Raw genomic sequence first — 24,590 nt, 5'->3', positions numbered from 1 at the left:
CGGACCGAGCGCGGCCGGTAGAAAACGATCATCCGTGCGATGCTGCCGATGTGGAGATCTGGGAGCACGACGGCAATCTATACGAGGTCAGCTCGAACTACTGCCTGCCCGACGAGGCCTGGACCTATGAGCTGCAAGGGATTACCGGCCCGCCCGGCACCGGACCGCACCTCGATGTCAGCATTCCGGACCAGACTCCCGAGGGCCCGTTCACCCCGAGATCTCAACGCCACGTGATAGTCAGCTTCGGGCCGGGGTCGATCCCTTGGCTGATCCTGCGCCGGTTCCGCGACCATGTGCAGAGTTCCGGAGACATCGTCACGAAGGACCAACCAGCCGAGGTGGTCGGCGATCTCCGATGGTCCTACAACACCTGGCACTTCGGCGACCAACGATGCGAGGTCAACTCGTTCTACTTCAGCGACCGCGACGCCTGGTGCTACGAACTCTGCATTCCCGACCCCGATCCCGACGCCAACAACTACCTGGAAGTACTGGTCCCGGACATCACACCGAACGGCCCTTACACTCAGGCCACGATCGACCAGGTGATCGCCACCCCGCACGGCAAGCTGAACCTCCACTGGCCCATATTCACCCACTTCCTCACGGTCCTGGAGTCCTCCGGCGCCCTCACGCCCTAGCCGAACAACACCTTCTCGGTGGCAGTCGCATCGTGGGCACACCACAACGTCAGATGCGACAACGAGCACGGTCCGCACACTCACCGAGCTGATGCGAATCGAACTGTCTGCCTACGAGATTGAGGTTTCAGCGGTATGTCCCGGCCGCGTCCACCCCGCGCTGCCCGGTCGGGGGAAGCTCGGCATCCGGCCGGGTTCACCGGTGTTCGGTGGCGCCGAATAGGTCGAGAGTGGCGGCGTTGAGCAGCGGGAGCAGGGTCAGCAGTTGCGCAGCGCCGCGGGTTTGCAGGCAGTGGCGCACTCGGTCGTCGATGCCGCCGATGATGAAGTCGAAGACCTCCTCGGAGCGCGGCGGGAGGGCGGGGTCTTGCTGGCGGGCCAGGCGGTGTGCTCGGTGCATTCGGTCGGCGAGGATCGCTTGGACTTGGGTCCGTTGTTCGGCGAGTTCCCTTCCGGCGACGAGTGTTTCGACGTGCAGCGCCTGGGCGGCCGCCGGGTTGTCGGCCAGTGCGGCCAAGTACAACTCGAGGGAGTCGTGGATCAGGGTGCGCCAGTGGCGGGCGTCCAGTGCGGTTGCGCGCTCGCGCAGGTCGGTGTCGAATGCGGCGACGAAGTAGTCGCAGGCGGCGCGGAAGCAGTCCTGCTTGTTGGTGAAGAACTCGTAGAAGGTGCGCCGCGAGACGCCGGCGGCGGCGACGATCGCGGCGACGGAGGTGCCGTGGTAGCCGTGCGCGGCGATCTGCTCGAACGCGGCGCGGTGCAGTCGTTGTATCTGGGATGTGGTGACGGTGTCGCGCGCCAGCTTGTGCCGTCCCGGGGGCAGCCGGGTGGCCGAGCCAGCGTCGGGCGTAGTCATTGAAAGCAGCGTATCCGAGATCGCACCGGGAGGCCGGACACCTATTGCGTCCTGATGTGAGTGCCGCTAAAGTCGCCCCGTGGTTTAGGTACGCTAATGTTTTCGTTGCGTTTGGCCGGTGTGATCAGGACAAACCTGAGATCGGCTTGGCCGGCGAGGCAAGAGCCGGCGCCCGGGCTTCGGCGCGCCATGACGGCGCAACGCTGAGTGCAGGTGTCGAAGACCACGCGGATGTACTGCGGATGAGCCGACGGCTCTGGACAGAGGTTGCCGATGTCTGAATGCGCTCTACCGAGTTCCAGTGCGATCACGTTGCGCCAGTTCGACTACTTTGTCACCGCGGTGCAACTCGGCTCGCTCTCGGCGGCTGCGAAGCGGTTCGGCATAACGCCGTCGGCGATGTCGCAGCAGATCGACACGTTGGAGTCCACCCTCGGCCAGAAGGTCTTCGATCCGCGCTCCCGCAGGTCGAGGCTGACCAAGTTCGGTCGGGAGTTCTTCGCCCAGGCCTCACTCGTCGTCGAGTCCGCCGGCCAGGCAATCGCCCTGGGGCAAACATTCGGCGAGGGCGTGATGACCGTCGGCACGACCCCGACCATCGCCCAGAAGCTGCTGGCGCCGGTCATCTATCGGATGCGCCACGAACAACACATCGACAGCATCGAGGTCAGGACGTTCACCGATCTCCGCGAACTCAACGCGACCTTGGCCGAGGGCGCCCTCGACGTCGCCCTCGGACCGCTCGAACAGTTCAGCTCGCGGCTCGTGCACTACCTGGGCAAGGAAGAACTCGTCGTCATCTGCCATCCCAGTCAGCGCGGCAGCTTCGACGGTTCTTGGACCCAGTTGGCCGAGGCGCCGTGGATTCGCTGCGGCACGAATTCCGATCTCACCGAGATCGTTTCGCAGGAAGCGGGCCGGGCGGGTGTCCGCGTCCGGTTCGCCGTGCGCGCACCGGATGTCCCGACCGCACTGAGCCTGGTCGAATATGGCGTCGGTGTCGCATTGGTGCCGAAGATGGCCCTGCACGGACCCGCGCGGAGGCTGTCCATCATCGAGCTGTCTCGCCCGATCCGCCGGGAATTGACGGTGCACGCACGAGACAAATCGCTACAGGTCGAGAAGTTCCTCGAGGTCATCACCGACTCGGACCTGGCCGGACAGTTCGCGACCGCAGCCAGGCCCGAGATCCGGCAGCACGAACCCTGAGTGCTGCGCACGACGGGCATCTCGGACAAACTGTCACTCATGAGTTCTGATGGCACAGGCGTGAAGTTCTTGCTCGACAGTCTGTGCGTCGAACTGGGTTTCTGCCTGCCAGTGGACGAACAGATCAGGCTGTGCGCATCACTGCCTACCAGCGTTGACTCGTTTACCGACGCAGTTTTCGCCGCCGAGGGCATGGACCCGCATGCGGACAAACGCCTTCGTGAGTCGGTCCGTCAGCACGTGTCGCGCGCGTTCCGAAATGGATAGGTCGGGGCAGCGCGCCGACCGATAAGTTCCGCACACTCCCCCGCACGGGACAGTCGCAAATGTTCTGCGCCGCATCACCTCTCGCACCGCTATCGGTCGTGGTGATCAGTTCGGTCGGACCCCCGATCGCGGCCGAGGCTCAGGACGCGCCGAACAGTCGGCGGATGTCGGCTACCTTCCCTGCTTCGGGGCCGCTGATCTCGAAATATTCGGCGGGCGAAACATGGTGGACAGAAGCGATGACGGCGGCGGGCACGGATTCGATCTTTGTGTTCAAGGCCCGCACATTGCCGTTGTACAACCGCCGCGCCGCGGCGATCCGATCTTCGATATCGGCCAGGTCGCTTTGCAACGCTCGGTAGTTCTGCACGGTGCCCATGGTGGGGTACTGCTCGGCGATGGCCCGCAGGCTGCCCAATGCCGTGGTGAGAGCGTTTTCCGCAGTCGCAACTTCCGAGACATCTACGGCTCGGTGTCCCGCAGCGGGCACCGATGTGCCGGCGACGTAGGCACGATTGCGAGCCTCGACCACAGCGGTCAAACTTCCGCGTTCGAAGTCCGCCGCCTGCTCGACGGTTGCGACCAGATTCGGCACCAGGTCGTGGCGGCGCTGCAATTCGACGCCGACCTGCTGCCAAGATTCGGCCACCAGGTTCCGCAACCGCACAAAATCGTTGTACACCGCGAAGTACCAGAGGATCACGATCAACGTTCCCGCCACGGCGACGAGGATGACGACGGTGCTGCTCATGCCACATTCCTTTCCGGAGCGGTCGCTGCCGCAGTGCTGTCGGACCACACAAACCGCGGGATGCCGTCGGCGATCACCCGCATCACGTCGAAGACCGCGGCGATCTCCCAGGGACGATTGCCGAGCGTGGTGACGCCGACCAACCGATTCCCGGTGATCTCGAATTTGGTCAACAGCACCGCTGATTCGCGTCGGCCGAGGTCGATCAGCCGGTCGATGGTGCGCGGGGTGAAAACCGCATGTGCGAAAGCAGGATTCGCGGAGTACACCGCGAATTTGTCGTTGAAGTCGGCGGATTCGAATTCCACCCGGGTGCCGACGGTGGTGTCGAAGTTCGGGCCCATCGTCAACCGGGGCAGTGCCGTGGGCAGTTCCAGCACGAAAACATTCCGGTAATGGGTGCTCACGTTGATTCTATTGTTGTTGAGCCAGGTCAGGTGAAAGAAGCTTGCCGGGTAGGCGCCGACGCTGCCTTGCATAGCGTCCCGGACCCGCATGCGCCGCGCCCGGCGGATGGTGAACGGCGGGAAGTTCCACTCCGGTACCGCCCAATCCGCAGCACGGTGATAAGTGAACCCGTGCTGCTCGGCCCACCACGCGGTCCACCGTTTCCGGAACGACTTGACGATCAGCCCCGAGGGCAGGAAGGCCAGAAACGGCGTGGCGGGCAACAGAACCCACGACAACGGTCTCCCATGATCGCGCCACCAGATGCCCTGCACGATCACCAAGACCAAGAACGTCATGAACGTCATCGTGTTGAGCAACCGAGGCCGCGCCCAGATCGGACCCCTCGCACTCTGCTCATCGGCCATGCCACCCACTGCTTCTCCTCGTGTCACACCGCGGGCGCGGATGCCTCAATGATCTTCACGAGCCTTGTGATGTCCTTACAAACGGCTGATGGTCGTCCGCTCTTACCGGACGCCTACCGCGTGAGCGCTTCGGCCGGGACCCAGGAGCCGTGGATGCCGCTGGGGACCCGGCGGGGCAATTCGACGGCAGCGACGGTGCTCAGGTCGTGGGCGTCGAGGACGAGGAGTTCGGATGCGTCCGCGGTCAGATCGCTGACGATGGTCAACAGGTAGCCGTCGTCCTCGGCCGTCGCGCCGGTCGCGGGAACGAAGACGGCCTCGCCGGCATGCCTGCCGGGCCCGGGACGATGCAGACGCCGCCGGCCCGTGGCGGTATCCAATTTCACGATGGCGAACTCGTCGAGTCCGGAGCCGGGGAACGCGACGGAGTAGCTGATCGTCGAGGGCCGGCCGGTGCGAGTGTCGTTGATGGTGGGGAAATCGGTCACGAGATCGTCCAGCATGTGCTCGGTCGCGGTGCCCGTGGCCGGGTCGAGCAGCCATCGGGTCGCGAGGGCGCCGGAGACCGGAGCGACGGGGTAGCCGGGGGCGCCGACCCACCATTTCCACGAGGTCTCCCACGAGGCCTGGTCATACGCGGGTCCTTCGAGAACGATCTTGCCGTCGGGCGTGTCGTAGGCGTTGGTGACGTGCAGCAGGGCCTTCTGGCTGACCGGGATCCAGGTGACTTGCGGCGACCCGAAGCGATTGAGGATGCCGATTCGAGCCGGGTAGTCGTCGTGCCACCGGTAGGGGATGCCGGAGGTCTCGGCCATGTCGAAAACCACCGGCATATCGAGGAATACGGCCTTGGTCTCGGTGATCGCGAAGTCGTGCATCAGGCTCGGGCCCGCGCCGTCGATCACCAGGCTGCGGATGATGTGGCCGTCGGGCGAGGCGACGAAGTAGGTCAGGTGCGGTGCGAACGGTGAGTAGCTGTAGAAATGCAGTTCGCCGGTGTCGGGCTCTTCCTTCGGATGGGCGGTCATCGCGGAGGTGAGTTTGCCGTGGAAATCGAACGGGCCGACGGTATCCAGTTCGGGGGTGACCTCGAAGGGCAGATTGACCTCTTGCAGAGCCAGCAGTCGGCCACCGTGTTCGATGATGTGGGTGCCGGCGACGCTCGCGGTGAGATCCACGGTGCCGTCCTCGCGAATGAGCGGCGCGCCGTCCAGGGCGGGAGTCTTGACCCAGCGGTTGCGGTACCACGCGGCGCGCCCGTGCTCGAGCCGAATGCCGTGCAGCATGCCCGAACCCTTGAACCAATGGCTGGGCGTGATGCCGGGCTTCGGGTTGTGCCCGTTGCGGATGTACTGGCCGGTCAGTTCCGGGGGCAGCGTGCCGCGGATCGGGAGGTCGACCGCGGAGATCTCGTCGGGGACCGGAGTGTAGTGCCCGCTCAGGTACGGCTTAGTGGTCATGATGCTTCTCCTGGTGCGATAAAGGTTGTGTGGTAAGGGTTTTCAGCGTTCGCGCAGAGCGGGTGTTAGAGCCAGCAGCAACGCGAGGCCGGTGATTGCGGCCGTAGTGGCGAAGGCCGCGGAGAAGTGCGGAGTAGCGGTGGCACCGGTCGCGACGGCGATCAACGTGGCCAGCCCGAGCGCGCCACCCATCTGCCGGGTGGTGTTGACCAGGCCACTGACCAGTCCCGCCTCGCCGGGAAGCGAGTCGGCGACGGCGAGTGAGGTGACGTACACGAAGCTCACGCCGATGCCCGCGCCGATCAACAGGAACGGCCCGACCAAGCCGGCGAAGGTGGTGCTCGCGCGCACCGCCAGCCAGAGCACTCCCGCGACCAGCAACGCGAGACCGCCGGCCAGGGCCGGGCGGATCCCGACGGCCCGAGCGATTCTCGGGGCCAGCAGGCCGCCACCGGTGATCGTGACCGCGATCGGCAACTGGGCCAGGCTGGTCTGAATCGGACTCATACCCAGCACGAGTTGCTGGTACTGCGGCAGGAAGTAGAACAATCCGACGGTGACCGCGCCGACGAGCAGCATGATCATGTTCGCCGTGGCCAGCCGGGCCCGAGCGAGAACGCGTAGCGGGACGAGCGGATCGGCGGCGCGGCGCTCGACGCCGAGGAAAGCGATCAGCGCAATGAGACCGATCACCAACGCGCCCAGCGTCATTCGGCTGCCCCATCCCTCCTGCGGCCCGCTGACCAGACCGTAGGTGAGCGCCGCCATCGCGAGGGTGACGGTGACGGCGCCGGCGAGGTCGAACGTCCCGCCCGCGGCGGGCAACGACCGCACCGAGCGCACCGCGACCAGCGCGACCAGCACCCCCACCGGCACGTTGATCAGGAAAATCCATGGCCAGCCCAGTGTTTGGCTGAGTACGCCGCCGAGCAGCACACCGGCGATCCCGCCCGCCCCGGACACCCCACCCCAAACCCCCAGCGCCCGAGCACGATCCGGGCCGTCCGGAAACAGGGACATCACGATGGACAGCGCGGCCGGCGCCATGACCGCGCCGCCCGCGCCCTGCACGACCCGCGCGCCGATCAGGACGAGTCCGGTCGGGGCGAGCGCACAGGCGACCGAGGAAGCCACGAAAATCGCCAGGCCCGCGAGGAACACCGCGCGGCGGCGAAACACGTCCGCCAGCCGGCCGCCGAGCAACAGCAAACCCCCGAAGGCGACCAGATAGCCGTCCACCACCCAGGACAGCGACGCTGGATTCAGGCCGAGGCCGTCGCGAATCGAGGACAGCGCGACATTCACGATCGAGGAATTCAGCACGACCATGAATTGCGCGGCAGCCAGGGCGATCAGCACCACGCCCCGCCGGGTTCCCGCGTCGGCCCCGACCGCGCCAACGCCGCTGGGCAATTGGGCGGTCACTCGATCCTGCCCTCGATGTGCGCCTTCAGCAGTTCCAGTCCGGGCTGGACCTGTGCCGGGTCTTCGACGGGGTGCGGTCCGGGCGGCTCGGTGTCGGGGATCAGCCGCTCGAACAGCCTGCAGAACAAGGTGGTTCCGTCGCCGAGGTCGAAGGTGGTGAAGGTGGCGATCGCGTGCATACCCGGTGCGGGTTCCCCGTCGTCGGGCACATCCCGGCCGACCACCGTCCACAGCTTGCCGGGCACCCGCGCGACCACGGTGTATTCCTTCGGCTTCTCGTTCAGCTCCGGAAAGATGTACTCGAGCAGGACATCGCCGAGTTCGGCGGGGACGCCCTCCTTGCCGCGCCGCACCTCGGTGCCCGACGCGAAAGGCAGCCACTTCGGCAGATTCGACCAGGTGGTCGCCCAGTCGTAGACGTCCTGCGCCGGGCGCTCGACGACGATGCGGTTCTCGACGAACCGGACGTTCAGGTTGTCCGGGATCTGCGGTACGTAAAGGTCAGACATGTTCTCTCCCTTGTCGATCGGATCTTGTGTCGGCCGCTATCCGGCGTGATGTGCGCCGGTCATCAGCGCGGCGAGGTCTTCGGGGTGCAGGAACGACGGAGGTGGTGGCGGGCCCCAGCTGAACAGGCCCTGGGCGCCGGTGAAGACCTCCGGGGTCCAGAGTTGGTCGTCGATGATCGAGTCCATGTCGGAGTAGTACTCGGAGAAGTTGCCCGCTGGATCCTTGAGGTACCAGAAGAAGTTCGAGCCGGCGTGGTGGCGGCCGAGGCCCCAGATGTGCCGCTGCGGGTTGCCTTCGAGCATTGCGGTGGCGCCGCGGCCGACGTCGTCGATATCGTCGAGCTGCCACGAGGTGTGGTGCAGGAAGTTGACCGGCGCGTTGAGCACCAGCACGTTGTGGTGGTCGGTGGAACAGCGCAGGAACGCGCCTTCGCCCTTGATCTCGTCGGAGAGCTTGAAACCCAGGCCGTCGACGAAGAAGCGGCGGGTGGCCGCGTAGTCCACCGAGCCAAGGACCGCGTGGCCCAGCTTGCGCGGCCGGATCGGATCCTCGCGCAGCACACCGGGGGCGCGGGTGCCGCTGCGTTCGATGCGGCCGGGCCCGTTGTACGGGGTCGGCGGCGTGACGGGCTGGCTGAGGCGGTCGGAAATCCGCACCACGGCACGGAAATTGGCGATCGGTTCCGTGGTGGCGACCGAGTCTGCGGTGCGCGCTAGCGGTAGGCCGAGCGTGCGCAGGCGGGCTGCCACCGCATCGAGGTCGTCAAAATCGTCTGCGCCGATGACGATTTCGGCCAGTCGCCGGGAAGGTGTGCGGATGAGCCGGAGTTGGTCGCCGCCGTCGCGGGTGGCCAGCCAGCCGTCCGGTCGGGGTGTGAGCCCGAATTCGGTGTAGTAGTCGCGGGTCGCGACCGGTTCGGGTACGCCGATGGTGACCGACGACAGTCGGTGTAATGCCATTGTGTCTCCAAGGAATTCGGGACGGTTCAGTAACCCGCGACCATCAGGTGACGCATCTCGCCGACGCCACGCACGTAGCTGACCAGTTCGTCGCCGGGGGCGAGATACCGCTGCGGGGTGCGGCCGAACCCGACCCCGGCGGGGGTTCCGGTGAAGATGACGTCGCCGGGCAGCAACGGCGTGATCGCCGAGAGCCGCGCGATCAGCTCGGGCACCGGGAAGATCATGTCGGAGGTCCGGCCCTTCTGCATCTGCTCGCCGTTGATCAGGCAGCCCAGTTCCAGATCGTCGGGGTCGTCGAACTCGTCCGGGGTCACCAGCACCGGCCCGATCGGGCCGAAGCCCGGATAGGACTTGCCCAGGCTGAACTGGGGCACCGGGCCCACCCGCTGCCGGACACGCTCCGAAATGTCTTGGCCCACAGAGACACCCGCGACGTAACTCCACGCGTCCGTGGCGGCGACGCGATGCGCCCGGCGGCCGACTACGACGACCAGCTCGACCTCCCAGTCCACCTTGCCCGGCACCAGCGTGATCGTCCCGGACGGATCGGCCAGCGAGGTCACGAACTTGGTGAACACCGGCGGCTCCTCGGGCGGCGGGAACGACGACTCCGCGGCGTGCTCGGCATAGTTGAGGCCGATCGCGAACAGCTGCCGGGGCTGCGGGGCGGGATTGCCGAATTCCGTTGCCGGAATGTCAGATAGCGGTGTACCCGGCTCGGTGATGGTCTTGCTGAACTCGAGCAGTTCGTCCCAACGCTCGTAGGCGTCCTGGATATTCGGGCCGAACCATCCGTGGCCGGCGAGGTCGATGACGGTGTCGGACGCGGTGATCAGCGATATCCGGCCCGAGATAGTGGCTAAACGCATGGTGTGAACTCCTGACGGGGGTGAAAGGTCAGCGGTGCGACACGGAGTTGCCGTGGGTGGCCGCGGACCGGTATTCGGTGTAGGTGTAAGGGTTGTCGAGGACCTTGGTCTCGGGGATCTCCGGGTTCATGCCCTCGCGCCAGGCCTGCTCCCCGATCTCGGCGCGCAGATAGTCGACCGTTGCCTGTACCGCGCGACGGGCGCCCGCCAGGTCGGCACCGACCAGCCGGTGGTCGCGTTTCACGATCCGGCCGTCGACCAGGACCGTGTCGACATCGGCGCGCTGGGCCTGTAGGACCACGTGTCCGTGCGGGTTCAGCAGCGGCGTCATGGCCGGCGAATCGTCGTTGCGGACGAGTACGAGGTCTGCTTTCTTGCCGACTTCCACACTGCCGATCTCGCGGTCGAGCCCAAGCGCTCGCGCTCCGCCCCGCGTGGCCCACTCGACGACCTGGTCGGCGTGCAGGGAGGCATGGGTGACGGTCTCCCCGCGGGCGTGCGCCGCCTGATGCTCGGCCGCGCGGTCGGCGCCCAACGTCGTACGCATGGCGGAGAACAGATCCCCGCTGCTGAGCACACAGCTGTCCGGCGACAGCGATACGGGAATTCCGTGCGCGCGCAGGGCCGCCGTCGCGGGATAACCCTGCCCGGCGCTCTGCTCGCTCTCGGTGGACACAGATACCGATCCACCGCTGGCCGCGATCCGGTCGTAGGAGTCCGCCGAGAGCGTCGAAGCGTGCACGTACACCGTCCTGGCCTCGGCGTAGCCGTGCTCATGGATCAGCCGCACGGCGTCGTCACCGGTCGCGCCCCAGACTCCGGCATGCGTGGTCACCGCCAGGTCCAGCTCTCGGGCCACCTCGAACGCCCGCCGCTCGGGAAAGCTCGGATCGCCGGTGACGTCGAAGGCGATCTGGAAGCCCTCGACATCGCCGGAGCGACGGTCGAAGAACCTGCGGAACTCGGGCGTGCCCGTCCAGTTCGCGGGCGCGTCCTGAATGTTGCCGTAGGCCAGCACAAACCTGCCCGGCACCGCGGCGAGCGCGTCGACCGCGGCGTCGGCGTGGTCGATCGTCCGCAGGCCGTGGGACCAGTCCACGCAGGTGGTGACCCCGGCGTCGAGCGCCTCCAGCGCGCCGAGGAGGTTCCCGGCGTGGATGTCCTCGGGCCGAAACTTCTTGCCCCAGTTCAGGTAGTACCAGACGAAGTACTGCGTGAGCGTCCAGTCGGCGCCGTAGCCACGGGTTGTGGTCTGCCACATGTGCCGATGGGTGTCGACCATCCCGGGCAGGACGATGCCGCCGCGGGCGTCGATCTCGTCGGCGCCGTCGGGAACGACGAGGTCGACACCGATGGCCGCGATCCGGCCGTCGGCCACGAGCACATCGTGCCCTTCGAGAACGGCATGGGCGGAATCCATGGTGAGGACGGTCCCACCACGGAACACGGACGGACGGTCAAGGGTGCGCGAGCGCATGGTTACTCCTCGAATGACGTTGCCCGGCAAGGGTTCCAACTCCCGAACCGCCGAGCCTGTGGTCTAAATCGAAAGTAGACCCGAACTTTCGAAAGTTCAAGCCTTATTCGTAAACTGCTAGAGTGGGTGCATGACGAAGACCGGCGGGACGACCCGCACCGACGGCATCCACCAGGCGTTGCGCGCCGATATCCTCGGCGGGCGGCTGGTGCCGGGCGAACGGCTCAAGTTCCCGGACCTGGCCGATCGCTACCAGGTGAGCGTCGGCGCCACCCGCGAGGTGCTGACCCGGCTGGTCGCCGAGGGATTGGTGGTGGCGAAGGCGCATCAGGGCTACCAGGTCCGGCCGCTGTCCCACCGAGACCTGGCCGAGCTGACGCAGGCCCGGGTGGAAATCGAATCCCTGGTCCTGCGGCTATCCGTGCTGGAGGGCGATATGCGCTGGGAGGCCGATGCCGTTGCGGCACACCACCTTATGGAACGCACGCAATACCGGTCCCCCACGGATCCGGACCGCCTGACCGACGAATGGTCTCGAGCCCACGCCGCCTTTCATCACGCGCTGCTGGCGGGCTGCGCAAACCAGCGGCTGCTCGACATAGCGGGGTCGCTGCGACAGGAGGCCGAGCTGTACCGGCAGTGGTCGGTATCCCTCGGCAACGAACCCGGCCGCGACGTCGCCGCCGAACACCGAGCACTACTCGACGCCGTGCTCGCCCGCGACGCCGACCACGCACAGCACCTACTGCGCGACCACATCGCGCACACCACCCGGCTACTGATCAGTTGCGCACCCGACCAACCGAATCGGGACGCCTGATGGAATCGCCGGAATGCGAACACGGAACTCGCGTTACCGCCGTGACGTTCAGCGGGATCGCGGCGAAAGGGGATACCGGAAGTCCCGTCGAGCTGCACCATATCGACGGGAAGCTGACGCGAGTGGTCGAATGAACACGACAGCGCGCGCGTCGGCGGTCGCCTAGATCTGTTGGGTAGAGCACGACTTCACATCGCGCGCTCCTGCCGCCGTGCGGGCGTTGTGCGCGGCGAGATTGACTGCGGCGCAGGACATCCGATATTGCCGATGAGCGTGTGTGCGGGCGGTAATGAACCTGTGGCGCCAGCCTGTTCGTTACGACACTGAGCGGGTGATCACCTGCTCAACGACCCTGGGGCGCGGCGGCGTCGGAACGCCAGGCGTTCAGGAAATCGTTGATCAGAGGATTCGTATCGGCCGTTCGAGTCGCCAGGACGATGCGGACCGGGTCGATGCCCTCGATGGGCACGGTGGTCAGGTCGGGGCGCAGTTGGGGGCGCCGGTCGCCGGCGGCCAGGATCAGGATCGTCCGTGCCTCGGCGACGAGGTCGAGCTTGTCTTCGAACGATTCGTAGTCGACCGGCGCGCTGCGCGCCGGAACTCCATCCGGGCGGGGCTCCAGGCGGGCGAAGTCGCTCCACTGCGGGACCGCGTTCGGGCACTGCGGAAATGCTTCGTCGCCGAGGTCGTCGACGGTCACCGACTCCTTTCGGGCCAGGTGGTGGCCTATAGGGACGACCAGGACCCGTGGCTCGGTCCACAACTCGGTGAGGCGCAGGCGGTCGACGGGGAAGGGCAGCGGGGCGCGGGCGACCATCGCGTCCACGCGGCGGTCGGTGAGGGCGTTGGCGTCGTTCCAGGCTAGGTGGCGAGTGCGGATGCGGGCCTTGGGGTTTCGGTGCCGCAGCTGGCGCACGGCGGGCGTGATCACCAGGTCCTCGACGTAGCCGATGGTGAACTCGGGTGGGGTGGCGGCGTCACGGGCGGTGCGCTCGGCGTGATGAGCGGCCTGGAGCAGCGCCTGAGCCTGCGGCAGAAAAGCGCGACCGGCTTCGGTGAGCCGGCTGCCCTGAGGGGTGCGGTCGAACAGGCGCACGCCCAAATGTTGCTCGAGGCGCTGGATTTGGCGGCTCAGGGATGGCTGCGCGACGTGCAGCACCGCGGCGGCGCGACCGAAGTTGGCGTGCTCCGCGACGACCGTGAAGTAGCCGACAAGCCGCATATCGAGGTCCGATCCGGGAACGCGCACACTTCGAGCGTACCGACATGCAGTGCGTGCATGACGGGTTGCGTTTCAGGTCTTGGACGCGGGTAGCCGGTCCGGGATTTGATCGAGGCATGGGAAATTTTGACGGAAAGCGCGCCCTCGTGACCGGCGGCAGCAACGGAATCGGCCTGTCGATCGCACGTCTGCTGGCCGCCGATGGCGCTCGGGTGATGGTCACGGGACGCCAGGAAGCCGCGCTCGAAACGGCGAGCAAAGAGGGGCTGATCGCGGTTCGCAGCGACGCCACCGCAAAAGCTGACATCGACGTCCTGGCGGGGCAGGTCGAGGAGACGTTCGGTCAACTGGACGCGGTGTTCCTGAATGCGGGCATCACCGGCCATGCGTCGTTCGAGGCGACGACCGAGCAGATGTACGACGCCATCTTCGCGACCAACACCAAAGGGCCCTACTTCACCTTGCAGCGGCTGGTTCCGCTGCTGGCCGAGGGCAGCGGCGTGGTGCTGACCACCTCGGTCTCGGACGAACTCGGGCAGCTGGACCACAGTGTCTACTCGGCGAGCAAGGCGGCCCTGCGGTCGATGGCGCGAAGCTGGGCTCGCGAACTGCTGCCGCGCGGCGTGCGCGTCAACGCGGTGAGCCCGGGGCCGATCGACACCGGCATTCTGCACAAGACCCTGCCCGCCGAAGTAGCGGATGAGATGGCCGCGGGTTTCGCCGCCCAGATTCCGATGCAGCGCATAGGAAATCCCGAGGAGGTCGCGCGGGCCGCCATTTTCCTCGCCTTCGACGCGACCTACACCACCGGCGCCGAGCTCGCGGTGGACGGTGGCGGCACCCAGTTGTGACACCGCCAACTCGAACACTGGTCAGGACGCTGCACCAATGCCGGAGCTCGCGACGTGACGATCGTGGTGCGGCTGCGCCGCTCGGCATCGAGGACGTTCACACAGGGATCGCGTGCTGGGTGACGTAATGCAGGATCAGCGTTTCGATCGATCGACGGAACGAGCCCTGCTGCCGCTCGCTCAAAGTGCTTGCCAGATCCCCGATCTCGTCTCGGACCGCGTCGCGCACCAGATGCACGACGGCGCGGCCGGCGGCGGTGACGGTGACATGGACGGCGCGCCGGTTTCCGGGGACGGCGATCCGCCTGACCAGGCCGCGCCGCTCGGCTCGATCGACCAAGCCGCTGACGCTGGACTTCTCCAGTTCCAGAATGCCGGCCAGCTGTTGCATGCCGATCTCACGATCGTCGAGTACCGCGAGCATTCGCAACTGGGTGACCGATAACCCTTGCTGGCCGGCGAGGCGGCCCAGGACCGCCTGCAGGATGAACGACAGCTGGATCAGCCCGTCGACCAGGTCCGGCGCTGGATCGGGTGCGTCAGTGGTCACAGTAGGTCAGGTTAGCTTGATTCGGTTCGCGATACCAACTATTTTGGTTCGTGACACGAACAGTATTTGAGGCGAACAATGAGCAGGCCTGAGCGGGAACGGCCACACACGGTGCCGCCGGGCTCGACCCGACTGAAATAGGGAAAGAAGCAGTCCTATGACGGATCAGAAACGCATCGCCGTCGTCATCGGCAGCACCCGCCCCGCCCGTATCTGCGCAGGCATAGCCGCCTGGGCACGCGACACTCTGCGGGAGGACAGCGATCTCACCTATGACCTGCTCGATCTCGCGGAGGTCGGCCTGCCGTTCCTGGACGAACCCCGTCAGGCCGCGCTACAGCAGTACGAGCATGAACACACCCGGGCCTGGAGCCGACTCGTGCAGAGCTACCACGGCTTCTTTTTCGTCTTCCCGCAATACAACTGGGGCTACCCGGGGGTGCTGAAGAACGCGCTGGACTACCTCTACTGGGAATGGCGCGACCGGCCCGCGAGCCTGCTGACCTACGGCACCCACGGCGGCAGCAGGGGCGCCGAACAGCTCATCGGTGTCCTGCACGGACTGCACATGCGACTGCTCGATACGCACGTCGAAGCCGTCATCACCGAGCAGGACGTGGACGAGAACTGGCAGCTGCGCGACCTCGACGCCACGCTCCACCCGAATCGGGAACCGCTGCGCAAGATCGGGGCCGAAATGGCCCGCGCACTCGAAAACAACTCATGACCGCAGTCCTTGCGGAGAACGGAGAAATAATCATGACAACTCGCCAGGTGGGTTTCATCGGGCTCGGGAAGATGGGCGCTGCCCTCGCAGGCCGACTGCTCGACGCCGGTTACGACGTCACCGTGTGGAGCCGGACTGCGGCCAAGGCGGACGAGTTGCTGGCGCGCGGCGCGCGGCTCGCCGACCGCCCCGAGGACGCGATCGCCACCGGGACGGTCTTCTCGATGCTGAGCAACGAAGAGGCGGTGCGGCAGGTCTTCACCGCGGACCGGATACGTTCCGCGCCGGAGGGTTTCGTGCACGTCAACCACGCGACCATCAGTCCGGCCGCGGCTCGCGAGTTCGCCGCGGCCGGCGGGGGTTACCTCAGCGCCCCGGTCATCGGCCGACCCGAGGCGGTGGTGGCCGGTAAGCTCGCCGTGCTGATCTCGGGCGACGCAGACGTCCGAGCCGCGGCGGCACCGATGCTCGCCACACTCGGCCGACAGGTGTGGGACTTCGGTGCCGCCGTGGACGCCGCACCGACGGTGAAGATCGCGGTCAACTACCTGATCCTGCACGCGTTGCAGGCCCTGTCCGAATCGATCACCCTGCTGCAGCACGCCGAGCTGAACGCGGGGCGGTTCGTCGAAATGATCAACGATTCGGTCTTTCCAGGCCCGGTGTACAGCGGCTACGGCGACGCCATCGCGACGAGCACCTACACGCCGCCAGGGTTCACCACCACGCTGGGATTGAAAGACCTGAACCTCGCACTGGGCGCCGCCGATGAACTCGGCGTCGCACTACCGACCGGACCGATCCTGCACGACGTGTTCGCCACCGCGGTCGAGCAGATCGGCGCGGATCTCGACTGGGCGAGCGTCGCCGAAGTCACCCGGCAACGGTCCCTCGGTAACGGTATCGCCTGATCACCGAATCGACCGCCGATGACTGCCGCTTGCGCAGCTTCCAGCGACGAACCTGCGGGCAACTGCCCTATGCGGTCAGTTCTTGCAGGCGCCCCGGCAACGCACTCATATGCCGCGACCCGCGCTGGGGGACCTGGCTCCGCCGCACCTCCCCTACTGCGCACGAGAAAGACAAATCCGGCCGGTCGTGAGTAAGCCAGACATCAAAAGCCACACCGAAATTGGCGGCTGAGGTAGGCGCGTTCAGTGCAGATGCGCTGCGCACGGTTCCGGGATCTCACAAACGCTGACCGTCGGGTTTCGTTACCCCACATACACCTAGGGCTCCCAGGGATCTGCCCCCGCCTCATATGCGGCGATCTCGTCCTTCGTGTGCTGGAAGCGCGGGTCCACCATGTCTTCGAACGCGTCGACGCTGATCGGGTTTTGCGGCCACTCGTTGCGCAGCAGCTTGACCAGGAATTCGGCCATGCCGCAGTGATACACCGACCACTCGAGCCTTCCCCGCGCGTATACCGCGACCGGCCATCGGTCCGGGTCCGGGTCGGTGGTGGCCCAACACAGCGTGTCACCGGCACACGTTCCTCCCCAGATGAGCAGGTCCTCTCGCCGATACCGGCCTCGGTCCCCCGGAGCCCACTTGTACTCCCAGTCGAGCGGGTCCTCCCAATCGGCCATCACCATCCCGGCGAGCGTGGGTGCATGGGGCTGGGCCGCGGTGCCGCAAGGGACGAGAATGCCGATAATGTCCTCGATCGAGCCGGCGCCGAAGGCCGCCACGAACGCCCGGTAGTCGGCTGGGAACGAGATTGCGCAGGCGCTCCAGTCGACAGTGTCCCCGCACGTCGGCCCCATGCACGACAGTACTTCCGCGAGGCCGGCCATGGGCGCGGGCCGATTCGCGCTCATGCCACGCTCCTACCTGATCGCGTCATGGTCCATCCTTCGGATCGGCGCGGCCGCCTGTCCAACACTAGATAAGCCGTCGTGCAGAGCGCAGCCGGAAACGCTACCAACACAGGGTTTTTCGACGAAAGCCACCTGCTTTCCCCCAGCGCAACCGGGCGCGGCGCCTCTGGAACATCCAGATCTGCCGATGGGCGTGCGCATTACGGGCGCCAACGAGGCCTCGCGCGGTTACGGTTTTCTCGTGTTGTGCTTATGAGGAAGTCGTTTCGGATCCATCACGAGGTGGCCGGCAGCGCGCCGTTTCAGTTGGCGGCGCGGGTGGGTCTGGTGGCGTACGGCGTAGTTCACCTCCTCGTGGCGTGGGTATGCGTTCAGGTCGCGCTCGGCGACCTCGATGGCGGCGGGGTCGGGAAAGCGGACAAGACCGGTGCGCTGCAGAACCTCGCGGAGAACTCCGGTGGCGGGTTCGTGCTCTGGCTCATCACTGTCGGGCTCGGGTTCGCCGTGCTATGGCAGTTACTCGGGGCCTGCACCGGCGCGCGGCGCAGCCGGAAGCAGAAGCTGCTGCGCGCGATGAACTTCGGCGAGGCGGTTCTGTTCGGTTACCTCGCCTACAGCGCGGCCAAGCTCGCGAACGGCGCGCCGGCCTCGTCGACCGACCAGGCGCAGCTCGGTCTCATCGGCGGCCTGCTCAGCAAGGAGTGGGGCAAGCCGGCGGTGGTCGTCATCGGGCTCGCGATCGTCGTCGCGGGGCTGTTCGTCGCCCGCCACGGCTGGTCGAAGCGGTTCCGCGAGGAGCAAGACTTCGGTAAGGCGAGCCGGTCGACGGAACGGGTCGTGATCCGGCTCGGTCAGCTCGGGTACGCGGCACTCGGTGGGGTGTACGCCGGTGCGGGGGCGCTCGTCATCGTGGCCGCCGTGCAGAGCCAGCCGCAGAAGGCGACCGGGCTGGACGTGGCGCTCAGGACCCTGGCGGCCGAGCCGCACGGGACCGTGCTGCTGCTCATCGTCGCGGTCGGCCTGGCCGCGTTCGCGATCTTCACCTTTCTCGACGCCCGGTTCCGCAAGGTCCACTAGACCCACCGCCCGACGCGCGTGGAAGATCAACAGCCTGAGGGCTTTACGCGCGGTTCGAAACGGCCGGCCACCGGATCAGACCCGTTGTGGCGCACAACATCCGGTGGTGCCGATCAGCGGATCTCGACCACCACTTTGCCCAGGGCGCGTCCCGCACCGACGTAGGCCAGCGCGTCCACGGTCTCGTCGAGGGAGAAACTGCGGTCGATGTGGATTCCGATCCGTCCCGCGACACACGCCTCCGCGAGGGGCGTGAAGTGCGCGGGCCCTTCCTTCACCGCGAGGACCCCGAGCCCGCGGCCGGTCACCATTCCGGCGAGCACGCCGACCGTGGTCATCCGCAGCAACGCGCCTGTGGTGCCGCCGACGCAGCGGTACCGGCCACCGCGGGCGACCGACCTGCGGTAGGCGAAGACCGACCGGTGGGCGACGAGGTCGAGTACTCGGTCGTATGGTCCGGTTCGGGTGAAGTTCTCGACGCGATAGTCGATGACCTCGTCGGCGCCGAGCGTGCGCATGAACGCCAGCTTGTCGGCGTTGTCGACCGCGGTCACGTGTGCCCCGGCGTGCTTGGCCAACTGGATCGCGAACGCTCCGGATCCGCCGCCCGCTCCGTTGATCAACACCGACATTCCGGCCGCGATATCGGCCGTGCCCTGTAGGGCGATCGCCCCGGCTTGGGGCAGGGTCGACGCTTCGGCGAAGCTCAGCGACGCCGGTTTGTGAGCCAGCGCCGATTCAGGAGCCACGGCATATTCAGCGAATCCGCCCTTGAGCTTCAGATTGTCACCGTAGACCTCGTCACCGGGCGCGAACAAGGTCACCTCGGAGCCGACGGCTTCGACCCGTCCGGCGATATCGGATCCGAGAACCGGGCGACCGGGAGTCCAGAGCCCGCCGATGCGCGAATACAGCGGCCGCCCCCGCATCGTCTCCCAGTCGGAGAGATTGATCGACGTCGAATGCACCTGTACCAGCACCTGTTTCGGCGCAGGGGACGGCGTTGGGATATCCGCGATCGACAGCACCTCTAGGCCGCCGTAGCGGTCGTACACGACAGCCCTCATGCGATTCCAGCACCGAGGATCGAGCGACAGCCTGACACAGGACAAACTCTAGCCGAACATCGCAGCTCGGCTGTTGCCCTGAGTATCAGTGCAGCTGGCGAGGATTCGCGACCTGCCACAGATCTCGCATGGCAGGTCCATTGCCGCACTATGGCATTCGTCGGTCAGCTGTGTCGGCGGCATGGGGCGATCCGGCTATGGCCGTCAGTGCGCTTCAGGCGCATCCTGTGAAGTACGCAAAGTGGGCGAGCGTGGTCGGCATGCCGGGTGCCGGCCTGCGAGGAGGAATGCATGGAAAGCGCGCCGAGCAGGACGGCGATGTTTGCGGCCGTGTCGCGTGGATTGTTTCGCTTGGAGACGGCGTCGCCGTGGGTACTGGACGATGCGCTGGCCCTGGTGCTTGTCGGCCCGGTATGGCAGCAGCTGCGAGACCAGTTCGATCCGCTGTTCCCCGACCCGGTGCGTCGCGAATCCCGCGTGGCTGTCTGCACCCGCAGCCGGTACGCCGAGGACCGGCTGGCGGCCGGCGCGTTCACGCAGTACGTGATTCTCGGCGCGGGGCTCGACTCGTTCGCGTGGCGGCGGCCGGATCTGCTCGGCGCGCTGACGGTGTTCGAGGTCGATCACCCGGCCTCCCAGGCCTGGAAGCTCGAGCGGGTCAGCGAGCTCGGCCTGCCGCTCAGCGACTCCCAGGTATTCGTGCCGGCCGATTTCGAGGCCGGACCGGTTCAGGATGCCCTGGGCCCGGCCGGGTTCGACTGGACGCAGCCGGCGATGTTCAGCTGGACGGGCGTCGCCCCGTATCTGACGGCACCGGCGATCGAGTCGGGGTTGCGCACGATCGCGGCGGCTGCTCCCGGGTCCGAGGTGGTGTTCTCCTACCGGGCCGAGGACTGCGCGCTCGACGACGTGGGAACGGAATTCGCCCGTATCTACACGCCGATCGCGGCTTCTGTCGGCGAGCCGCTTCAGCCCGGCTGGCCGGTATCCGAGATCGAGCGGCTGATCAGCCGGTGCGGGCTGAAGGTCGTGGACCATCCCACACATGCAGACCTCCAGCAACGGTACTTCGCCGGCCGTACCGATGGCGTGCGGCCCTATACCTTCGAGACGCTGGTTGCCGCACAGGTCATCTGAGCGAGCAGGCCACGTCCGGCAACTTCACCCCTCGGCGAGAGCCAGGCGATGACCGCCTGAACCCGCACCGATTACCGTGCGTTAGTCGACAGGTCCTCGGGCGGTCAGGACCGTCCTGAGCACATGCTCGACCGCGGACGCGAACAATGCTCCCCGTAGCTCATTTCGCGCAGCCAGGTTGCGGGTAGCCAGCTCGAGCACCTGATCGGGAGTCAGGCGGCGCACCACCAGGGCGGCAACGTCTTCCAGATCGAGATCGCTGTTCGCGTTATCCAACCTGATCAGGGCGAACGAAACGACGATTTCCTCGTCGGTCATTCTTCGCCTCCACCGTTCACTCGTCCGGCCGCGCCGTGATGGCCAGACCAATACTACGGCGATGGTCGCTTCCGATCGGGGCTACAGCGCCGGCCTGCGGTCCCGCCACGGCGCCGCGGTTTCCAGTTGTGTGGCTCCACATCCGCCTCAGTGACTTCGAGGCCTGGTGCCAGTCCGCCCGCACCGCCACACGTCAGCAATGGGAGTGGCGAATCGTGTCCATCGGAGTCGCACAACTCAAAAACGTTGCGACAGGCTTGTGCCTGGACAGCGGTGCCGGCTAACGCACGACTTCGACCGCGCGTACTTCGGCGAGCGCTTGCCGGGCCAGCGGGCCGAAATCCGCACTGCCGGCATCGATCCACTGGTCGTAGGCGATCCCCCAGGCGAGGGTGCCCAGTTGCGCGGCCACGCGCGCGGTCAGGCTCGGGACTCCGCGGCGGCCGAGGGCCTCGATCATCGAGGCGGTGAGGTCGATTCGTTTCAGTGCTTCGCGTTCGCGCAGTTCGGTATTCGCGTTCAGCACGGCCTGACGCCGGGCGCTGAATTCGCGACGGTCGGCGGTGAAAACCGTCCGGCCGAGCGCGTCGAGCGCGTCTGCCACCGCGTCGAGTGGTCCGGCGGCCGGCGGCGCCGAGACGATCGCTTCGACGAGCAGATCGGACACCGTGCCCCCGCCGAAGAGCACCTCGCGCTTGTCCGGGAAGTACCGGAAGAACGTGCTCTTGGTGAGCCCCGCGCGTTCGGCGATCTCGATCACGGTCGTGTTCTCGTAGCCGTGCTCCTCGAACAGGTCGAGGGCGGCGTTGGCGAGTCGTCCTTGGGCGTCGGGTTGCCAGCGGGCCATGCGAGCAGTGTACGAGACTTCGTCCCATCACCCGCTTCCCCGGCTGGATCCGCATCGTGGCCGACTCCAGCGCCGCTCGGACCCCTCGCCGCGACCAAATCATGACACCTGGACTCAGCCATCAGCGCGGCGCAGCCGACGCGTACGGTGCTGATCGGTGAGCACTGATCAGAGTCGGGGCTTCACCATGTGGACGGCACCGCGAATGTGGTTGGGCGGGAGTGGATCCGGCGTAGGCAGGAGTCGGTAGCCCGCGTTCTGGTACATGCGAATGTTGCGTTCGCTGCGAGCACCGGTGAACAGGACGAATTGTTCGATGTGCGCGGGGGCGAGAGTTTCGATCAGGCGCAGCAGACGGGAACCGACTCCCCGCCCGGCCAGGTCGGGAGCGACCATGAGCCGGCCGACGTGCCAGTCACTGCCTTCGACCTGGCCGCGTACCGCAGCGACCAGACGTCCGCGTTGCCGCACAACCAGAGTCATCGATGTGGTCGCCCACGCCAGTACCTCGTCATGGGTTTCGTGCAGTGGCGGAAGATCGAACAAGTTGTTGAGCGCTGCCTCCGGGACCCAGCAGCATCGTTGCAGGACAACGAGTTCGGCGAGATCGTCTGCGGTGAAGGTGGACAGTGTGGAGTCGGCGAGCACGTCCGACAGGGCGTCGCTGGGTAGGTCTACTTGAAACGGCAACTGCGCGGTCATGATTGGTTCCTATTCGGCTTGGGGCAGGTCCATCGAGACATCAGTGCATCGGCTTGTGGAAGATGAGGAAATCGCACGGAGTGGCGAGCAGCGGCACCAGGTGCGGGTAGCCCTCCTCCAGCTCACTTTTACGCTCGAGGACGTACCCGAGCCGCAGATACCAGCCGCGCAAGAACTCCTTCACCGGATGCGCCCAGTTGCGCGGCACCAGTAGCTCCAGCTGCACCGTCCGCGCGCCCCGATCGACACAGTGGCGCTCGGCGAAATCGACCAGGGCCCGGCCGATTCCGGTGCCACGCCGCTCGGGCGCGGACACCAGCATGCCGAATTCCCCTATACCGTCCGCCAATTGCCGGATGCAGGCGGCGCCGGCGACTCGGCGATCCGCGTCGCGCGCCACGGCGAGCTGACCGGCACTGATCAACCCCGCTAGCTCGAATGTCGTTGTGCGACTGGCACCGTCCCGCCACAGCCCTTCTTCGGCGACCTCGTACACCTGATTCACCAGATCGGTCAACTCCGCGACCAGCGCGGTATCCCCCGCCGCCTCCGCAGGCACCATCTCGATGGACACCATCGGCACTCCTTCGCACATCGTGAAGCTTCTCGCGTCCGCTCCCATGATCACATCCATACTCCAGCGCGGTCACGCTCGCGAATGAGCGCTGGCTCCCCTGAACCACTCGATAAACGACCCCCGCCGACAACATCAGCGATATCCCAGTTCACCGCATGAAAATAGGACGCGTTCCCGCACAGCGGAAGGACCGGCCGAGTAATTCAGCCAACTGGCCGACCCGATCCAGCTCATCGACGGAGGCCGAACGAGTGTCGCCGGCACCACGTTCGCCCGTTTCCCGGTCAGGACTCCTAGCTTCTTGCTATAAATCGAGCAGGATTCCTCTCGGGGGTGGCGATGGACCGGCGTCGAAGTCCGTACCAGGTTCGGCCGCAGGGTGACCGGGTGCGAATCGGGTCCCTGATCGAACCTGTTGCGCCCGTGTGGGCGATCAAGCTGAACATGCGGACCGCGCGTCTGCTCGGGGTCGATGACGTGTGGTTTTCCGACCACACCAAGTCGGCGTTTCCCGCCGCCGCATGGAACGTCCGGTTCTCGCCGATGGCGCGCTTCGTCTCCTCGCTGGACGCGTACCTGGATCCGACGGTCGCGCTGGCCCGATGGGCGCGGCCGCGCGGGCCGGTGATGGGGGTCGCGGTCACCGATGTGGTGCGGCGCAGTCCGGCCGATCTGGCGCGGGCGTGGATGTCGTTGCATCATCTGTCGCGCGGCAAGGTCGTGCTGGGGATCGGGTCGGGCGAATTCGAGAACACCGTCCCCTACGGGTTGACGCTCGAGCCGCGCGCCGGTCGTCTGGCCGATTTCTTGACCGCGTTGCGCGCCGCGTGGGCCTCCCCGGACGAACTGCTCACGCACGCAGGGCCGTTCCACGACTGGCGCACAGCCAGATTCGGACTGCCGCCGCTCCATGGCACGACTCCCCCGGTGTGGGTGGCCGCGCAAGGCCCGCGCGCATGCCGGATCGCCGGGCAGCACGGCGACGGCTGGATGTTCATCCTCAACGACACCACCACCTCCTGGCACACCGCCGCGACCCACTTCGCGCGGGGCGCCCTGGACGCCGGGCGCGACCCGGAAGCCTTGCACCGCAGCGTGTTACTGGCGCCACTGCTCGCGCCCGACCAACGCGTCCTCGACGAACTGTGCCGCGCGCCCTTCATCCAGGCCATGGCGCTGGTCATGCCGGGAGCGACCTGGACTGCGGCCGGAGCGACGCACCCGCTCGGCGCGGACAACCCCGGTTACTCGCAGGTGGATCCCGCCGTCTTCGAGGGTGAGCGCTTCGCCGAATACAGCAAGCACGTCACACCCGAGTTGGTGCGCGCGCTGATGCCCTCCGGTACCGCCGCCGACGTCGAGCGCTGGCTGGACCCCTACCTCGACGCCGGACTGAACCACATCCTCTTCTACGCCTTCGCCTCCGCGGTCAAACCGACGTTGGCCGCGGCAGGCCTCCGGGAACAACGCCGGCTGATCAGCAACCTGAAGCGACGGCGACCAGGCCCGCTCGCGGTGGGCTGACGTGCCGATAGATCGGTCCCCCGCAGCGCGCATTTGGCTGCCCTGGTCCACTGACCCCGCCCTGGTCTAGATGCGCCGATGAACGACCTCAGGGTTCACCGGCGCC

Annotated in this window: 26 protein-coding genes; 9 read left to right on the top strand and 17 right to left on the bottom strand. The window is 66.6% G+C overall.

The window, feature by feature from the left end:
* Window positions 1-50 precede the first annotated feature (50 nt).
* Window positions 51-644 carry a hypothetical protein gene (locus AB0M22_RS44605; protein WP_364739801.1) on the top strand — a complete coding sequence of 198 codons (594 nt, stop codon included), beginning with the start codon at window positions 51-53 and terminating at the stop codon, window positions 642-644.
* 196 nt (window positions 645-840) lie between these two features.
* Here AB0M22_RS44605 and AB0M22_RS44600 read toward each other — a convergent pair whose 3' ends face one another.
* Complete coding sequence (locus AB0M22_RS44600) at window positions 841-1,500, bottom strand: TetR/AcrR family transcriptional regulator (RefSeq protein ID WP_364739798.1); 660 nt, start codon at window positions 1,498-1,500, stop codon at window positions 841-843.
* A gap of 273 nt (window positions 1,501-1,773) precedes the next feature.
* On the opposite strand from AB0M22_RS44600, the gene AB0M22_RS44595 reads away from it, so the two are divergent.
* A complete protein-coding gene (locus tag AB0M22_RS44595; RefSeq protein ID WP_364739796.1) occupies window positions 1,774-2,709 on the top strand; it encodes a LysR family transcriptional regulator in 936 nt (311 codons plus the stop codon).
* A gap of 406 nt (window positions 2,710-3,115) precedes the next feature.
* Here the strand turns inward: AB0M22_RS44595 and AB0M22_RS44590 are convergent, their stop codons facing one another.
* From AB0M22_RS44590 to AB0M22_RS44555, 8 genes are all read right to left on the bottom strand, one after another.
* On the bottom strand, window positions 3,116-3,727 hold the full coding sequence (locus AB0M22_RS44590; protein WP_364739793.1) for a LemA family protein: 612 nt from the start codon (window positions 3,725-3,727) through the stop codon (window positions 3,116-3,118).
* Window positions 3,724-4,473: a DUF3137 domain-containing protein gene (locus tag AB0M22_RS44585; RefSeq protein WP_364739791.1), complete on the bottom strand. Its 750-nt coding sequence runs from the start codon at window positions 4,471-4,473 to the stop codon at window positions 3,724-3,726. Before AB0M22_RS44585 ends, AB0M22_RS44590 begins: the two co-directional genes overlap by 4 nt.
* Before the next feature lie 182 nt (window positions 4,474-4,655).
* Window positions 4,656-6,002 carry a carotenoid oxygenase family protein gene (locus AB0M22_RS44580; protein ID WP_364739789.1) on the bottom strand — a complete coding sequence of 449 codons (1,347 nt, stop codon included), beginning with the start codon at window positions 6,000-6,002 and terminating at the stop codon, window positions 4,656-4,658.
* A gap of 42 nt (window positions 6,003-6,044) precedes the next feature.
* Window positions 6,045-7,427 (bottom strand): MFS transporter, encoded by a 1,383-nt coding sequence (locus AB0M22_RS44575; protein ID WP_364739788.1) that lies wholly within the window; start codon window positions 7,425-7,427, stop codon window positions 6,045-6,047.
* The gene (locus tag AB0M22_RS44570; protein WP_364739785.1) at window positions 7,424-7,936 is read right to left on the bottom strand and encodes an SRPBCC family protein; all 513 of its coding nucleotides are present in this window, start codon (window positions 7,934-7,936) and stop codon (window positions 7,424-7,426) included. The genes AB0M22_RS44575 and AB0M22_RS44570 overlap by 4 nt, the downstream gene beginning before the upstream one ends.
* A gap of 36 nt (window positions 7,937-7,972) precedes the next feature.
* Window positions 7,973-8,896 carry a VOC family protein gene (locus AB0M22_RS44565; RefSeq protein WP_364739782.1) on the bottom strand — a complete coding sequence of 308 codons (924 nt, stop codon included), beginning with the start codon at window positions 8,894-8,896 and terminating at the stop codon, window positions 7,973-7,975.
* A 26-nt stretch (window positions 8,897-8,922) separates the two neighbouring features.
* Window positions 8,923-9,768, bottom strand: coding sequence for a fumarylacetoacetate hydrolase family protein (locus tag AB0M22_RS44560; protein ID WP_364739778.1), 846 nt, complete (start codon window positions 9,766-9,768; stop codon window positions 8,923-8,925).
* Window positions 9,769-9,796: 28 nt separating this feature from the next.
* Window positions 9,797-11,245, bottom strand: a complete 1,449-nt coding sequence (locus AB0M22_RS44555; protein WP_364739775.1) for an amidohydrolase family protein — start codon at window positions 11,243-11,245, stop codon at window positions 9,797-9,799.
* A 130-nt stretch (window positions 11,246-11,375) separates the two neighbouring features.
* On the opposite strand from AB0M22_RS44555, the gene AB0M22_RS44550 reads away from it, so the two are divergent.
* Window positions 11,376-12,065, top strand: coding sequence for an FCD domain-containing protein (locus AB0M22_RS44550; protein ID WP_364739772.1), 690 nt, complete (start codon window positions 11,376-11,378; stop codon window positions 12,063-12,065).
* A gap of 343 nt (window positions 12,066-12,408) precedes the next feature.
* Here AB0M22_RS44550 and AB0M22_RS44545 read toward each other — a convergent pair whose 3' ends face one another.
* On the bottom strand, window positions 12,409-13,314 hold the full coding sequence (locus tag AB0M22_RS44545; RefSeq protein ID WP_364739770.1) for a LysR family transcriptional regulator: 906 nt from the start codon (window positions 13,312-13,314) through the stop codon (window positions 12,409-12,411).
* Window positions 13,315-13,403: 89 nt separating this feature from the next.
* Between AB0M22_RS44545 and AB0M22_RS44540 the strand changes: the two genes are divergently transcribed.
* A complete protein-coding gene (locus AB0M22_RS44540) occupies window positions 13,404-14,138 on the top strand; it encodes an SDR family oxidoreductase (RefSeq protein WP_364739767.1) in 735 nt (244 codons plus the stop codon).
* 97 nt (window positions 14,139-14,235) lie between these two features.
* Here the strand turns inward: AB0M22_RS44540 and AB0M22_RS44535 are convergent, their stop codons facing one another.
* Window positions 14,236-14,688, bottom strand: coding sequence for a MarR family transcriptional regulator (locus AB0M22_RS44535; protein WP_364739766.1), 453 nt, complete (start codon window positions 14,686-14,688; stop codon window positions 14,236-14,238).
* Between the two features lie 157 nt (window positions 14,689-14,845).
* Between AB0M22_RS44535 and AB0M22_RS44530 the strand changes: the two genes are divergently transcribed.
* Together AB0M22_RS44530 and AB0M22_RS44525 are read left to right on the top strand one after the other, a co-directional pair.
* Window positions 14,846-15,415, top strand: a complete 570-nt coding sequence (locus AB0M22_RS44530) for an NADPH-dependent FMN reductase (protein ID WP_364739764.1) — start codon at window positions 14,846-14,848, stop codon at window positions 15,413-15,415.
* Window positions 15,416-15,447: 32 nt separating this feature from the next.
* A complete protein-coding gene (locus tag AB0M22_RS44525; RefSeq protein ID WP_364739762.1) occupies window positions 15,448-16,326 on the top strand; it encodes an NAD(P)-dependent oxidoreductase in 879 nt (292 codons plus the stop codon).
* Window positions 16,327-16,644: 318 nt separating this feature from the next.
* Here the strand turns inward: AB0M22_RS44525 and AB0M22_RS44520 are convergent, their stop codons facing one another.
* Window positions 16,645-17,235 (bottom strand): hypothetical protein, encoded by a 591-nt coding sequence (locus AB0M22_RS44520; protein ID WP_364739760.1) that lies wholly within the window; start codon window positions 17,233-17,235, stop codon window positions 16,645-16,647.
* Between the two features lie 252 nt (window positions 17,236-17,487).
* Here AB0M22_RS44520 and AB0M22_RS44515 point away from each other — a divergent pair, with 252 nt between their 5' ends.
* A complete protein-coding gene (locus tag AB0M22_RS44515) occupies window positions 17,488-18,312 on the top strand; it encodes a DUF1206 domain-containing protein (RefSeq protein WP_364739757.1) in 825 nt (274 codons plus the stop codon).
* 113 nt (window positions 18,313-18,425) lie between these two features.
* Here the strand turns inward: AB0M22_RS44515 and AB0M22_RS44510 are convergent, their stop codons facing one another.
* Entirely contained in the window at window positions 18,426-19,379 is a 954-nt protein-coding gene (locus AB0M22_RS44510) for an NAD(P)-dependent alcohol dehydrogenase (RefSeq protein WP_364739754.1), read from the bottom strand.
* Between the two features lie 291 nt (window positions 19,380-19,670).
* On the opposite strand from AB0M22_RS44510, the gene AB0M22_RS44505 reads away from it, so the two are divergent.
* Window positions 19,671-20,516, top strand: coding sequence for a class I SAM-dependent methyltransferase (locus tag AB0M22_RS44505; RefSeq protein ID WP_364739752.1), 846 nt, complete (start codon window positions 19,671-19,673; stop codon window positions 20,514-20,516).
* Window positions 20,517-20,597: 81 nt separating this feature from the next.
* Here the strand turns inward: AB0M22_RS44505 and AB0M22_RS44500 are convergent, their stop codons facing one another.
* From AB0M22_RS44500 to AB0M22_RS44485, 4 genes are all read right to left on the bottom strand, one after another.
* On the bottom strand, window positions 20,598-20,834 hold the full coding sequence (locus AB0M22_RS44500) for a hypothetical protein (RefSeq protein ID WP_364739749.1): 237 nt from the start codon (window positions 20,832-20,834) through the stop codon (window positions 20,598-20,600).
* Window positions 20,835-21,114: 280 nt separating this feature from the next.
* Entirely contained in the window at window positions 21,115-21,681 is a 567-nt protein-coding gene (locus tag AB0M22_RS44495) for a TetR family transcriptional regulator (protein ID WP_364739746.1), read from the bottom strand.
* A gap of 168 nt (window positions 21,682-21,849) precedes the next feature.
* Window positions 21,850-22,383 carry a GNAT family N-acetyltransferase gene (locus AB0M22_RS44490; RefSeq protein ID WP_364739743.1) on the bottom strand — a complete coding sequence of 178 codons (534 nt, stop codon included), beginning with the start codon at window positions 22,381-22,383 and terminating at the stop codon, window positions 21,850-21,852.
* Between the two features lie 40 nt (window positions 22,384-22,423).
* Entirely contained in the window at window positions 22,424-22,960 is a 537-nt protein-coding gene (locus AB0M22_RS44485) for a GNAT family N-acetyltransferase (RefSeq protein ID WP_364739740.1), read from the bottom strand.
* 387 nt (window positions 22,961-23,347) lie between these two features.
* Here AB0M22_RS44485 and AB0M22_RS44480 point away from each other — a divergent pair, with 387 nt between their 5' ends.
* Window positions 23,348-24,484 carry an LLM class flavin-dependent oxidoreductase gene (locus AB0M22_RS44480; protein ID WP_364739738.1) on the top strand — a complete coding sequence of 379 codons (1,137 nt, stop codon included), beginning with the start codon at window positions 23,348-23,350 and terminating at the stop codon, window positions 24,482-24,484.
* Window positions 24,485-24,590: the final 106 nt, after the last annotated feature.

It is taken from the genome of Nocardia sp. NPDC051756 (genome assembly GCF_040681495.1).
GTDB lineage: Bacteria > Actinomycetota > Actinomycetes > Mycobacteriales > Mycobacteriaceae > Nocardia.
The sequence above is the reverse complement of the archived record's forward strand: the minus strand, read 5'-3'. Positions and strand labels throughout refer to the sequence as shown.